Source organism: Chryseobacterium sp. JK1, from assembly GCF_050632815.1.
Classification (GTDB): Bacteria; Bacteroidota; Bacteroidia; order Flavobacteriales; family Weeksellaceae; genus Chryseobacterium.
The window spans coordinates 204561-218326 of record NZ_JBODRU010000003.1 but is presented as its reverse complement, the minus strand read 5'-3'; the positions used below and the strand labels follow the sequence as shown (position 1 = coordinate 218326).

Here is a 13766-nt window from a genome sequence, read left to right as displayed (position 1 = left end):
TATGAAAAGGATCGTATTATTACTTTTATTTTTCCCTTTAATAGCTTTTTCCCAAAATTTACAGTCCGGTGAATTTCTATGGAGTAAAGAAAGAAAACTGCAAAAAGAAGACTATAAACTATCTATTCATGATAATAATGTTCAGATAAGATCCTCAATCAGTTTTTCCTATCAACTGAGAGGCTTTAATGTTTTTAATAGCAACTTTAATAAAAATATTATCAATAAGTTTTCCAGCAGCTCTTCGGCATTAGACTCCACTGCAGATAATATTCCTGCTATGGTAGATTATCAGCAGGTCAACTTTGATCTAAGTGAAGTCTATACCAGAAAAATGCGCAAAGAGCTTCTTCTTAATAAAAATAAACTTTGGAAAGGTTTGGATTACGCTGAGGAAATTTTTAATACCCTTACCTCCGAATTTGCGAAAAATCAGGCCTTAATGGATGAAGAAACCAATTACGGGCTCAATGTTCAGAAACTTCAAAGTTGGAAACAGAAAATAAATGACGATTTGGAAGCACTTTCCGAATTTGATTATAACAATACTTCTAAAATAAAGATAAAAAAAAGTTCTAAAGAAGAGATCTGATTTAGACTTCTATAAAATATTTCAGCAATGCAAAAGGATTTTTTTACATATCAGGCTCAAACCACCAAATTTGCGGCTGGTTTCGAAGTTGAAAAAGCAGAAGGTAGCTATATTTACGGAAAAGACGGAAAGAAATATCTGGACTTCGTTGCAGGAGTTTCCGCCAATACGCTGGGACATTCACATCCTAAAATTGTGAACGCTATTAAAGAACAGGCAGATAAATACCTGCATGTGATGGTATATGGAGAATATGCGCAGGAAAAACCTGTAGCATTATGTAGGCTGCTCGCAGAAGCTACTCCGGAACCTTTGGAAGTTACTTATCTTGTTAACAGCGGAGCAGAAGCTATTGACGGAAGTTTAAAACTGGCTAAAAGATATACAGGAAGGGAAGAAATTGTTTCCTTTAAAAATTCTTATCACGGAAATACCCACGGGGCTTTAAGTGTTTCCGGGAACGAAACCCATAAAAGAGAATTCCGTCCCCTTCTACCGATGGTTTCTTTCATTGAATTTAACAACGAAGAAGATTTTGATAAGATCACAGAGAAGACAGCTTGTGTTATCCTTGAAACCATTCAGGGAGCAGCAGGGTTTCTTGTCCCGGATAATGATTATCTGATCAAGCTGAAAGAAAGATGTGAAGAAGTAGGAGCTCTCCTTATTTTAGATGAAATTCAGCCAGGATTTGGAAGAACAGGAAAGCTATTCTCATTCGAACATTTTGGTATCGTTCCTGATATTGTAGTGATGGGAAAAGGAATGGGTGGTGGTGTACCTGTAGGAGCCTTTATGAGTTCTGCAAAGATCATGGAAAGCCTGTCACATTCCCCTAAACTTGGTCATATTACCACTTTTGGAGGAAATCCGCTTATTGCAGCTGCCAGTCACGCTACCCTAAAAGAAGTTTTGGAAAGTGGTTTAATGAATGAAGTAGAAGAAAAAGAAAAACTTTTCAGAGAACTGTTGGTTCACCCAAAAATTAAAAATATAAACGGTAAAGGATTAATGCTTGCCGTGAATCTCGGAACACCAGAATATACCTTAGAAGTTGCTAAAAAATGTATGGAAAAAGGACTTGTTGTTTTCTGGCAACTGTACAGAAATGAGTACCTGAGAATCTCACCTCCCCTTACACTATCTTTAGATGAAATAAGAGAAGGATGCCAGATAATCCTTGATGTTCTTAATGAAAATTAAATATAAAATCTCTCCAAAACGGAGAGATTTTTTTATGTTTTGCATCGCTTTTCTAAACATTCAGAGGCCCTTAAATACAGATTCTGATCCGGTGATAAATATCATACAGATCTCTTAAAAAAGTAATTGTTTTTTTGCGTAATAAAAAAATTAATTTATATATTGCGGGACGATAAAACAAAGATTATATGGCGAAACATAAAGTCCATTACGAATTTCCAATGCACTGTTTATCAGAGATTTTATACGAATATCTGGCTACTGCAGAGGGATTGTCTGAATGGTTTGCGGATGAGGTAACAGAGAAAGGCGATGATTTCTTTTTTAGCTGGGGTGGAGGCCCTGCTGAAAAGGCCACTTTGATCAGATATAAGCCTGAAGGTTTCGTGCGTTTTAGATGGGAAGAAGATGAAGGAACTAAGAATTTCTTTGAGATGACAATCACAATTGATGATATTACTGAAGATTTAGCCCTGAATATTACAGATTTCTGTGAAGACGGAGACGAAAATGAAAACGCAATGTATTGGGAAAATCTTATTGAAAATCTCAGAATAAAATTAGGTGCTGCGTAATGCTGTACTATATTAAATGATAAAACTGATGAACGATTTATCGTTCATTATTTTTTTATAAATAAATCACATCAAAAATTGGAAAATCAATATTTTACATCAAGCGACTTAAGTGTAAAGAATAGAGCCTTTCTTTTTGGAGACTCAGTGAAGGTTTCTTTCTTTGTAAGAAACGGTGGATTGATCATGGATGAAGAATGCTATTTCTTCCTGATGGCCTCTATGAGAAAGATGAGAATGAATATTCCTCTTACCTATACCCTGGAGTTTTTCCAGTCATTATTCCAGAAAGATATCGTAGAGGGAAAAGGAGTACAGAATGGAATTATCAATTTCCAGGTACTCAGAAATAACGATGGAGTAATAGTATCGAAGTCTTCTGTTTCTTACTTTTATGAAGTGGTGGAAATGGATGATGTTCTTGCGGTTCATCAAAGACCTCAGGAACTTGATCTTATCAAAGAAATCAACGTTAATAGCAATTTGCTGAGCAATATCAGAGTACATTGCCCGGAAAATATTTACGGAGCTATCTATGCACAGGAAAATGACCTTGATGATGTGATTCTTCTGAACCCTAATAAAAGAATTGCACGTACTACAAGCGGAAATCTTCTCTTCCTGGAAGGGAATGTCATTAAAGTGCCGAAACAGACTGAAGGAGCCTATATTTCGCCCTTTATGGAGAATTTTGTAACGTTCTTACACAAGAATAATCTTGCCGATATTCAGGAGCATGAAATTATTGCTTTTGAATCTCAGAAGTCAGAAGAAATTTTGATGATTTCTGAAGAGAAAGGAATCTTCTCAATAGGGAAAATAAGAAATAAAACTTTTGGAAACAGCCGCTTTCTAGAGTTGGTAGAAAACTGGAAAAACAGTTTTAATAAATAAAGATTTTGACAAACCCGGTAAACAACAAAGTTCCAGAAGTCCTTTACCGGGTTTTATTCTGAATAAATCAGAAATTGTTTCTTATTCTATTTAGTATTCATTGATGACATCAATAAATTTTTGTGCAATTTCTTTTTGACCCTTTTCACTGGTAAGCAATTCTCTGTCTTTTGTATTGTTAAGATAACCCATTTCTACCAAAACAGCCGGAGCTTTAGATTCTCTTAAAATGTGAAGATTACGCTCTTCAACTTTATTGGTCTCGAACTTTTGGGCAATTTTTTCTGCCAGTTTCTTGGAAACATCCGAATTCTGAATATAGATTTCTGTCCCTTTGCTGCTGGTTTCTTTTTGGGAAGATCCATTAACGTGAAGTGAAATAACCATTTCAGGATTTAGCTTATTGATCTGTTCTGTTCTTTCAGAAAAGCTTGGATAGCTGTCTGTTTCTCTTGTTAGTACAATTTCGTATTTGTCCTGATTTTTATTAAGTTTTTGAATCTCTTTAGCAATACTCAGAGAAATATCTTTTTCTTTGATATTATCAACAACCATCCCTTTATCATTTCCGCCATGGCCGGCATCTATGATGATGTATTTTTTACTAATTGGAGTAAATGATAAAAATGCAGTAGAAAAAATCGAAATAGTAAAAAGTGTAATTGCTTTCATATCAGTAGTTTTTGGTTTTCCAAAGAACGTAAAAACTTTTTTTAAAATTGGTTAATGAAATCTTAAAGTTTGTTAATTGTGTCTTTGGCTACTGATATTTTCTAATTCAGAGAAATATCCTCAGGAGAATTGGCCCAAAGAAGAAACTCTCCGCCTAGGTTCTGCATGATAGATTTCCATAGCGTCTGATCATTGGGAAGGGTATAATCTAGGTTATATACATCTACCACGGTCCATAGCTTTCTCTGAACTTCAGTGTCAAGCTGGTTAGGAGACCATCCAGAATATCCCGAAAAAATCTTGATATTATGAATATCCAGCTCATTGCTCAAAACAGCATTGATGATGCGTTCAATATCTTCTGTAAGGTAATATTCATCAGTAATCTCTGTAAATACTTCCGTAACTTTTGGTCCTTTTACAATAAAAAATACCTTATCATTTTCTACAGGCCCTCCATCATACACTTCAATTTTAAAGTCGAAAAAATCATTGAACTTACTGGTCATCTGGCTGTTCTTTTTATTCAGGATTAAACCAAATGCACCACTTTCATTATGCTCAATAACCAATACTACCGATCGGGAAAAAATATCGCCGGAAATGTCAGGGGTCGAGATTAATATTTTACCTTTGTATGAGTGATTCATACTCAAATTTAATAAAAAATATTTATGGAAAACCTGCACGACAAAAGAAAAGTGTACGAGAAATCCCAACTTATTGAAAGTGAGATAAAACAAAATCCAATCGAACAATTCAGAGACTGGTTTTTGGAAGCAAGCGAGAGCCCGATGATCTCAGAAGCTAATGCTATGGCAGTTTCTACGGTAGAAGAAGATGGATGCCCGCGTACCAGGATGGTATTGTTGAAGGCATATACTCATGAAGGATTTATTTTTTATACCAACTATGACAGTAAAAAAGGAAAAGCGATAGAACGTAGTCATAAAGCTTGTCTGCACTTTTTCTGGCCGAATCTGGAAAGGCAGATTATCATCAAAGCAGATCTGGAAAAGATAGCAGAAAATCTAAGTGACGGGTATTTTCATTCAAGGCCAAAAGGAAGCCAGCTGGGAGCAGCGGTTTCTCCACAAAGTCAGGAAATTCCCAACAAAGAGTTTCTGGAAGAAAAATTGAAAGAACTGGAAAAGGAATACGAGAACAGAGAGGTTCCAAGACCAGAAAATTGGGGAGGATATATTGCCAAACCTTATGAAATTGAATTCTGGCAGGGCAGACCCAACCGTCTTCATGACAGAATTATCTACCAGCTTGATGAATTTGATTGGAAGATTTCAAGATTGGCACCTTAATTTTAAATCATTTTCATCAGATATATTCATGATAATGTCAAAAATCAAAATAAGCGGGTTTTAGCCCGCTTTATTTTTTTGCATACCTAAATGCCCGCTTGAACAATAATACTTTGGTTAATGGGCCTCAGATTTACTCAGTGATGACAAAATCATAAAAAAAGCTGTTTCTAAGAAACAGCCCTTGAATTTTTTGTAATCTGAATGATTATTTTTTCTTAGCACCAGAAACTGCATTGGATAAATCAGCTCCAGCCTTAAATTTAGCAACTTTTTTAGCCGCAATTTTAATTGGTTTTTTAGTTGCAGGGTTGATACCTTGTCTAGCTGCTCTCTCAGCTACTGAGAAAGTACCGAAACCTACTAAAGAAACTTTTCCGTCTTTTTTCTTTAAAGTAGTAGTTACGTTACCAATGAAAGATTCTAAAGCAGCCTTTGCTGCAACTTTAGTGATACCTGCATCTTTTGCGATTGCGTCGATTAATTCAGACTTGTTCATAATTTTTAATATTAAAGTTAGTTCGTAATTATAGCAAATATAATACTATTTTCTAATTGTGCAATTTTTTTATTAAAACTTATACAATTTTTTTACTTTTCATTGAAAATAGTTAAAATATGATAATTCGGGTTTTCACGAAAAATCTACGTTACAGGTTACTAAAATCATGCCAAATGCTTATGTTTATTGACTTTAGCAAAAAGTTAATATTATTTTCTGTATTTATTAAATCCTGAATTCAGTATGGACAATTAATATTTTTGAGCATATGATTACTGATTTTATAAGCAAATTTCAAATTTCTTGTATTTTATAAAATTAAACCCCTGTGTTTGTGGGAGTTTTAAAATGATACTAAAGGCCTGTTTTATTAATTTTTATTAATAAATTTGCATCATGTTAATAGAAGTTTTCAAGTCTAAGATCCACAGGGTAAGAGTAACAGCCTCTGACCTTAATTATATAGGAAGTATAACGATCGATGAAGATCTTATTGAAGCTGCCGGTTTGGTAGTAGGAGAGAGAGTCTATATCGTGAATGTAAACAACGGGGAACGTTTTGATACCTACGTTATCAAAGGGAAAAGGAAATCGGGAGAAGTATGCCTGAATGGTCCTGCAGCAAGAAAGGTGCAAAGAGATGATATTATTATCATTATTGCCTATGCTCAGATGACACCTGAAGAAGCGAAAGACTTCCAGCCGAAAATAGTGTTCCCGGATGAAAGAACAAATCTTCTTACCTAGTTCATGGAGAAAACGTCAAAAAGTCCATTAAAATCAATTCTTACAATAGTAATATCGCTTGCTTTTGCAGGCTTTTTTTTATGGCTCGCCTTAAGAGGACTGGATTTTAAAGTGATTCAGAAGTCTCTGGCGAAAGCAAATTATCTTTGGGTATTGTTTGCTTCCGTATTTGGCCTTCTTGCTTACTGGTTCAGGGCGATTCGCTGGAATCTGATGCTGGAACCGATGGGACATCGCATTTCAAACTCCAATGCTCTTTGGTCCATATCTTTTGGGTATTTGATGAACCTTACCATTCCAAGAAGTGGTGAAGTGGCAAGGGCAACCGCTTTATATGGAGTGGAAAAAGTACCTGTGGACAAATCTTTCGGGACAATCATTTTGGAAAGAGTGGTAGATCTTATCTGTATGGTAGGATTTTTACTTCTGACAGTGATTTTTAAATTTGATGCTATTCTTTCTTTCTATCATTTTATAATGGATAAGAAGGATGAAAAAGAAGAATTTGTTCCTAACTTTTTTGAAAAACAGATAATGAAGTTGGGAGTAAGTGATTTTGATTCATTCTATCTGGGTGTTAAAATTGCGCTGGGTTTATTGATTTTAATTGGCTTAGGTCTTCTTTATAAATACAAAAAAGAACAGCTTATCAATTTTGGACGAGGAATTCTTCAGGGATTAACTTCAATTTTTAAACTGAAAGAAAAAGGAAAATTTATCCTCTATACATTAGGAATCTGGATTTGCTATTATTTTGCCGCTTATCTTGTGTGCTTTGCCTTACCCGAAACTTCCGGATTTACTTTTGCAGACGGATTTTTTATTATTGTAGTAGGTACATTAGGAATGATTATTCCTGCCAGTGGGGGTATTGGAGCTTATAATCTGGCGATGAAGTTTGGTTTTATGGCGCTCTTTATTTCAGTAGGAAAAAGTGCTGATGCAGGTGCCGAAATGGGACTTACTTATTCCTTCATTTCTTTACCGCTACAAATTGTCATTATGTTGATAATGGGACTGATTTCCATTCCCATGCTGGCAAGAGCAAGAAATGCTGCTGTTTCAGAGAACAGTTTTGAAGATTAATATAATCGATTTTTATACAGTACAAGGTTCAATTTTTATGTTGAACCTTTTTTTATGGCCATTTTTTAATCTAAATAGTTTAAAATTAAGCTGTATATAATATTTTTTAATCAATAAATTTGGTCATTTCGTAAATCACTTCTATCTTAATGGAAAAAATAATTCATAATATAAAACACTATGGCAATTAATCTACAGAAAGGTCAGAAAATCGAGATAGGATTGACAAAAATGACGATTGGACTAGGCTGGGATCCTAATGAAGGAACTGGTTACGATTTTGATCTGGATGCTTCTGCAATCATGATTGATTCTGACAGAAAATTAGTAAGCGAAGAATATTTTGTTTTTTATAATAATCTTCATTCTCCGGATGGTGCGCTTACCCATACAGGAGATGATCCCAACGGTAAAAACAGTGATGGTGACGATGATGAAGCCATTATTATCGATCTTGAAAAAGTTGATTCAAGAGTTGAAGAAATACTGTTTGTGGTAACGATAGAAGATTTTGAAAGAAGAAGACAGAACTTTGGCCAGGTAAGAAATTCATATATCAGAGTAGTGGATAATCACTCCAATCAGGAAATTGCAAAATATGAACTGGATGAAGACTTTTCCATTGAAACCGGTGTTGAGTTCGGAAGACTTTACAAAAGAAACGGAGGCTGGAAATTTGAAGCTTCAGGAATAGGATACAGAGCCGACCTCGGTTTCTTCCTTGAAAAATATTATAAAGGGCAAATCATTAAGTAAAAACATCAAATACACAAAACGATAACTATGGCAATTAATTTACAGAAAGGGCAAACGATCGATTTAAGAAAGAATGACCGTGGAGAGAGTGTTTATGATCTTTCCAAAGTAACTATTGGTTTAGGATGGGATGTAAGAAAACAGGGTGGAGGAGGCTTCTTTGGAAAACTATTCAGTAAAGAAGCAGAATACGATCTTGATGCAATAGCCTTCCTTTTGGACGGCAACGGAAAAGTGGCTAACCTTGGAAGAACTGTACAGACCAATGATGGGAGACAGATGGGACTTTATCAGGGAGATGTAGTTTTTTTCAATTCTATGCAGCATCCAAGTGGAAATGTGTGGCTGACAGGAGATAACAGAACTGGTGCAGGTGACGGAGATGATGAGCAGATTATCGTTAAACTGGATCAGCTTGATCAGAGTTATCAGAGAATTGTATTCGTTGTTACTATTTACCAGGGAAGAACCAATAATCAGCATTTTGGGATGATAGAAAATGCGTTTATCCGTGCGGTAGATGCAAAAGGAAAAGAAATTACCAAATACAGCCTTTCCGGAGACGCAAGTATGAACGGAATGTGTGCGATGGTTTTTGCAGAAGCATACCGTCACAACGGAGACTGGAAATTCCGTGCAGTAGGAGAGCCACACCACACAGATAACTTTATTGATATTCTGAGACAGCAGTACTCCTATTCCAACTAAGTTTTACATTTTTATTTAACATCATATAAGCCGGCTTGGAAGTCTTCGACTTCCTCCGCCGGCTTAAGAATTAATATTTGTCTTATCATGGCCAGAAGATTATTAGCCTATTTTTTGTTGGATACTTCCGGTTCTATGAACGGGGAACCTATTCAGGCTCTCAATAACGGTTTTAACGGTTTGATCAGTATGTTGCGGACCGATCCGCAGGCAATGGACAGCCTGCATTTGAGCATTATCACTTTCGATAGAGAAGTTAAAAATATCATTCCGTTGATTGATCTTGCAAGTTTTTACCCTATGGAAATTACTTGCCCCGACAGCGGTCCCACCCATACAGGTGCTGCATTGGAAATGGTTTCAGACCTGGTTCAGAGAGAACTTGTAAAAGAATCTTCTGATTCAAAAGGAGACTGGCAACCTTTACTTTTTATATTTACGGACGGAAAACCTTCAGATATCCAAAAATACAGACAGATGATCCCGGTGATCAGAGGTCTTGAATTTGGAGCGATTGTGGGCTGTGCAGCAGGGCCGAAAGCTGATGAACAGTTCCTGAAAGAACTTACAGATCACGTGGTGAAACTGGATACTACAGATGCCATTACCCTTTCTTCATTTTTCAGATGGGTAAGCTCTTCTATTACGCAGGGAGGGCATTCTCAGAATACAGGAGAAAACATAACACTCCCGCCGCCGCCATCAGAGCTTAATATTATCATTTAAAACGTCTTTACAGCTATGAGAAGACTGCCGATTTATTTTTTAGTAGATGTCTCCGAATCTATGGTAGGAGAGCCTATAGAACAGGTACAGGAAGGTATTGCCAATATCATCCGGGAATTGAAAAAAGATCCTTATTCCTTGGAAACCGTGTATATTTCTGTGATAGGTTTCGCGGGAGAAGCAGAAGTAATCACTCCACTTCAGGATATTATCAGTTTTTATCCTCCAAAAATCCCGATTGGAAGCGGAACCTCACTCTCTCAGGGATTGATACAGGTGATGGATTGTATAGATAGGGATATTGTGAAAACCACTTATGAAAGGAAGGGAGACTGGAAACCTATAGTTTTTCTTTTTACAGACGGAGTTCCAACCGATGATGCGACCAAAGCGATCGAAAGATGGAATAATAAATATACAGGGAAAGCCAATACAATTGCTGTATCCATAGGAGAAAATACAAACTATAAGCTTCTTGGCTCTTTGGCGGATCATGTTTTGTTATTTAATAATTCAGACGAGAATTCGTATAAAGAATTCTTCAAATGGGTTACAGATTCTATTAAAACAACCAGCCAGAGCGTGACTGAAGCCAAAAAAGAAGGAATCAATCTTTCAAAAATTGATGCTCAGATCCTTGAAAAAGTAGATCCTGAAATGGAACAGAGATTCCCGGATAATAATTTTGTAGTATTAAACGGAAAATGTTCAGAAACACAAAAGCTGTATCTGATGAAGTTCAAAAAAACATTTGCGGCATCAAGCATTTCTGGGATGTCTACCCGATATTACAGATTGGATGGAGCTTATAAAATAGATGAAAAAGCATACTACAGACTTTCTTCTTCCCAAAAGAATATCTTGAAGATTTCAATAGAAGAGCTTCAGGGAGCTACTTCATGTCCTCATTGTGCCAATCCGATTGCTTTGGCCACCTGCTCTTGTGGAGGAATTCATTGTTTAAGCGGAGAAGGATACAACAAATGCCCTTGGTGTGGAACTTCTGATTATTATGGCTTCTCCAGCGAAGGGTTTGATATCAACAGAACTTTGGGATAAGAAAAGAGTCTAAAAAGTAATACCTGCTTTATGAAAATACCCTCATTTTATTTCGGAAGTTCTAAAAAAGCCATGGAAAAAAACGTTGTTACTCAAGAAAAAGAAGAATTTAAAGAAGCGCATTGGGTCTTAAAAAATGCAGTTTCCAACAAGCCGTATCAGTTCAGTTTTGATATGGGAAACTTTCCCAATATTAACATTAAAAATATCAGAAATCTTGAAGAAACAGGACTTGTACTGAAGGATAACACAATCTCCGGAGTACCTTCTGGTAATACCATATATCATTTGGATATAGAATTCTGTCACATCGCTGATCCAGAGCATACTGAAATTAAAAAAGTAGATCTTTTTGTGAATGCCGATCCCAAAGATTTATGGAAAAATCTTCCGGCCGATCCCAATGCCGATTTTTATAAAGCTGATGAAGTTTCGTATAAAGGCAGTTTTTTAGACAAAAAGATCGTCATTGCTTCCAAAAGAGGACGTTCTCACGCCCATGAGGGTAAATTCAGAGAAGATGATTTTGCTGTAAATGAACTTTCTTCAGGCTGGAATATGATCTCAGTTTCTGACGGAGCGGGCTCTGCAAAATTTGCAAGAGAAGGTTCAAGGTTGGCTACAGTTTCCGTAAATGAATTTTTCAGCTCAAAAGAATTACTGGATGAAATGGAACATGCAGTCTGCATTTATTATGGAGCTGAATCTTCTCAGGAGCTTCGTACGGAAGCCGGTCAAAATACTATAAAACATTTGTACCAAGCTGTTGTGTACACTTATAATATATTGGAAAAGACTGCGGAAAAAAACAATTTTGTGATCAATGAACTGAACACCACCCTTATTTTTGCTTTGGCTAAAAAGTTCAGTTTTGGCTATGTAATCCTGACCTTTGGGGTAGGTGACTGCCCAATTAATCTTATTAATTCAGATTTCTCCGAAGTAAAACTGCTGAATCAGATGGATGTTGGTGAATTCAGCGGAGGAACAAGGTTTGTTACCATGAAAGAAGTTTATAATGAATCTGCTGTTCATCGTTTCAACATTACCCGCGTGGAAGATTTTTCACATCTCGTATTAATGACAGATGGGATTTATGATCCTAAATTTGCCACAGAAAATAAGCTTGAAAATGTAGAAAGCTGGAAAATATTTTTTAGTGATCTTTCCGGAAATAATGATGACAATACGCAAGTAGATTTTACCAACGATACTACCATTGAAGAACAGCTTATGATGTGGACCGATTTCTGGAGCAGAGGAAATCATGATGACCGTACATTAGCAATAATTTATTAATTCCTATGAAAAGCACCATTAAAGTATTTTCCGTTCTTGATGCGGCCAAATCCTATGAATATCTAGATGAAAGCCCAATTCAGGGTGGTGTAAAAGATGTTTATTTCTCTCCGGATAAAGAGTATGTGGTAGCTTTTTACAGAAATCCTTTGGATGAGGGCCAGAAAGAAAGGATCATGAGAATTGTCTCTACCTATCTGCAGAATATACAAAATGGAAATGCCGGAGAATACTTTCTGAACGAAATATTCAGATGGCCGCATGATATTGTAGAAAAAGGAAAACTGACGGGAATTGTAGTACCTGTGTATCATAAGAAGTTTTTCTTCAGCAAGGGCTACATTGGGTCAGATAATATTCAGGGACAGGATAAAGTGGGTAAATGGTTTACGGCTCCTATGTTCAGAAATCCGCAATATCCTTTAAGGCTGGATCCATCAGAATTGGGGGACTGGCTAAGTTATTTTCAAATTGCCATTAATATCAGCCGCGGAGTGAAGAAATTGCATCAGATGGGACTTGCCCATTCGGATCTTTCCTACAATAATATCCTGGTGGATCCCGTTACAAAATCTGCCTGTATTATTGATATTGATGGATTGGTGGTGCCTAAATTATTCCCTCCGGAAGTGATCGGAACTGCTGATTTTATTGCTCCTGAAGTTTTAAAAACCCAGCATTTAAGTCTTCAGGATACAGAAAGGCATCTTCCCAACCAGAAAACAGATTTACACGCGCTTGCAGTTCTTATTTATATGTATCTGCTGAGAAGACATCCCTTAAGAGGAGGCAAAATATGGGACCTGGATTCTGAGAAAGACGAAATCATCTCAATGGGTGAAAAAGCCCTGTTCGTAGAACATCCTGAAGATCCTTCCAATCATGTGAAATCTGATCATCTTAGAAAATGGGATGCTTTTTGGGGAGACCCTCAGAAGATTTCTTATACGGTAACGGGGCCTTATCTTTCCGAACTATTTAGAAAAGCTTTTATTGAAGGGCTGCATAATCCTATAAGGCGTCCCACAGCCAATGAGTGGGAAACTGCCCTACTGAAAACAGTAGACCTTATACAGCCTTGCCATAATGCTGCCTGTACAGAGAAATGGTATGTTTTCGATAATACAGGTAATCCTAAGTGCCCGTTCTGTGGAACACCTCATCAGGGCACATTACCGGTTTTGGATCTTTATTTTAAATTTGAAGATGAGGTATGGAAACCGGAAAATCATAGATTGATGGTGTATCATAATCAGTATTTATTTAAGTGGCACGTTTCGAGAAAAATCATCCGCAATGAGAATCTGACGATGCAGGATAAAATGCCTGTAGGATATTTCACTTTTCACCATGGGAAATGGGTATTGGTGAATCAGGCTTTACAGGGGATGAAGGATATTACAGAACAAAAGGAAATTCCTCCGGGGTCTATGGTAGAGCTAACGGATGGGAAAAAAATATTACTGTCTGATGAAGAAGGGGGAAGGCTTATTTATGTTACTATGGTGAATAACTAAAACTGGGTGTTGAGAATAAAGGAGGTGTTTATCAATATTTTTAACCGCAGATTTCACGGATTTTCACAGATGTTTGATTGTTAATATGATCTGGCCGTTTTATAATCTAAGCTG

Annotated in this window: 16 protein-coding genes; 13 read left to right on the top strand and 3 right to left on the bottom strand. The window is 36.5% G+C overall.

From position 1 onward, the window contains the following. Position 1: 1 nt before the first annotated feature. From ACQ76T_RS17690 to ACQ76T_RS17675, 4 genes are all read left to right on the top strand, one after another. Positions 2-592 carry a hypothetical protein gene (locus ACQ76T_RS17690; protein WP_431344581.1) on the top strand — a complete coding sequence of 197 codons (591 nt, stop codon included), beginning with the start codon at positions 2-4 and terminating at the stop codon, positions 590-592. A 27-nt stretch (positions 593-619) separates the two neighbouring features. Further along, entirely contained in the window at positions 620-1795 is a 1176-nt protein-coding gene (locus ACQ76T_RS17685) for an aspartate aminotransferase family protein (RefSeq protein ID WP_431344580.1), read from the top strand. Positions 1796-1983: 188 nt separating this feature from the next. Then, the gene (locus ACQ76T_RS17680) at positions 1984-2370 is read left to right on the top strand and encodes an START-like domain-containing protein (protein WP_431344579.1); all 387 of its coding nucleotides are present in this window, start codon (positions 1984-1986) and stop codon (positions 2368-2370) included. 78 nt (positions 2371-2448) lie between these two features. Continuing rightward, a complete protein-coding gene (locus tag ACQ76T_RS17675) occupies positions 2449-3264 on the top strand; it encodes an aminotransferase class IV (protein WP_431344578.1) in 816 nt (271 codons plus the stop codon). 90 nt (positions 3265-3354) lie between these two features. On the opposite strand, the gene ACQ76T_RS17670 is transcribed toward ACQ76T_RS17675, so the two are convergent. Continuing rightward, on the bottom strand, positions 3355-3936 hold the full coding sequence (locus tag ACQ76T_RS17670) for an N-acetylmuramoyl-L-alanine amidase family protein (RefSeq protein WP_431344577.1): 582 nt from the start codon (positions 3934-3936) through the stop codon (positions 3355-3357). A gap of 101 nt (positions 3937-4037) precedes the next feature. Continuing rightward, positions 4038-4586 carry a YqgE/AlgH family protein gene (locus ACQ76T_RS17665; protein ID WP_431344576.1) on the bottom strand — a complete coding sequence of 183 codons (549 nt, stop codon included), beginning with the start codon at positions 4584-4586 and terminating at the stop codon, positions 4038-4040. A 24-nt stretch (positions 4587-4610) separates the two neighbouring features. Between ACQ76T_RS17665 and pdxH the strand changes: the two genes are divergently transcribed. Further along, on the top strand, positions 4611-5252 hold the full coding sequence (pdxH, locus tag ACQ76T_RS17660) for a pyridoxamine 5'-phosphate oxidase (protein ID WP_431344575.1): 642 nt from the start codon (positions 4611-4613) through the stop codon (positions 5250-5252). 208 nt (positions 5253-5460) lie between these two features. Here pdxH and ACQ76T_RS17655 read toward each other — a convergent pair whose 3' ends face one another. Further along, positions 5461-5751 carry an HU family DNA-binding protein gene (locus tag ACQ76T_RS17655; protein ID WP_002976900.1) on the bottom strand — a complete coding sequence of 97 codons (291 nt, stop codon included), beginning with the start codon at positions 5749-5751 and terminating at the stop codon, positions 5461-5463. 399 nt (positions 5752-6150) lie between these two features. On the opposite strand from ACQ76T_RS17655, the gene panD reads away from it, so the two are divergent. From panD to ACQ76T_RS17615, 8 genes are all read left to right on the top strand, one after another. Beyond that, a complete protein-coding gene (gene panD / locus ACQ76T_RS17650) occupies positions 6151-6501 on the top strand; it encodes an aspartate 1-decarboxylase (protein ID WP_431344574.1) in 351 nt (116 codons plus the stop codon). A gap of 3 nt (positions 6502-6504) precedes the next feature. Beyond that, entirely contained in the window at positions 6505-7587 is a 1083-nt protein-coding gene (locus ACQ76T_RS17645) for a lysylphosphatidylglycerol synthase transmembrane domain-containing protein (RefSeq protein WP_431344573.1), read from the top strand. 180 nt (positions 7588-7767) lie between these two features. Further along, on the top strand, positions 7768-8343 hold the full coding sequence (locus ACQ76T_RS17640) for a TerD family protein (protein ID WP_431344572.1): 576 nt from the start codon (positions 7768-7770) through the stop codon (positions 8341-8343). A 27-nt stretch (positions 8344-8370) separates the two neighbouring features. Then, entirely contained in the window at positions 8371-9051 is a 681-nt protein-coding gene (locus ACQ76T_RS17635) for a TerD family protein (RefSeq protein WP_431344571.1), read from the top strand. Between the two features lie 87 nt (positions 9052-9138). Beyond that, positions 9139-9777, top strand: coding sequence for a vWA domain-containing protein (locus ACQ76T_RS17630; protein WP_431344570.1), 639 nt, complete (start codon positions 9139-9141; stop codon positions 9775-9777). A gap of 15 nt (positions 9778-9792) precedes the next feature. Next, positions 9793-10836, top strand: a complete 1044-nt coding sequence (locus tag ACQ76T_RS17625; RefSeq protein ID WP_431344569.1) for a TerY-C metal binding domain-containing protein — start codon at positions 9793-9795, stop codon at positions 10834-10836. A 30-nt stretch (positions 10837-10866) separates the two neighbouring features. Next, complete coding sequence (locus tag ACQ76T_RS17620; RefSeq protein WP_431344568.1) at positions 10867-12135, top strand: PP2C family serine/threonine-protein phosphatase; 1269 nt, start codon at positions 10867-10869, stop codon at positions 12133-12135. A 5-nt stretch (positions 12136-12140) separates the two neighbouring features. Continuing rightward, the gene (locus ACQ76T_RS17615; protein ID WP_431344567.1) at positions 12141-13652 is read left to right on the top strand and encodes a helix-hairpin-helix domain-containing protein; all 1512 of its coding nucleotides are present in this window, start codon (positions 12141-12143) and stop codon (positions 13650-13652) included. Positions 13653-13766: the final 114 nt, after the last annotated feature.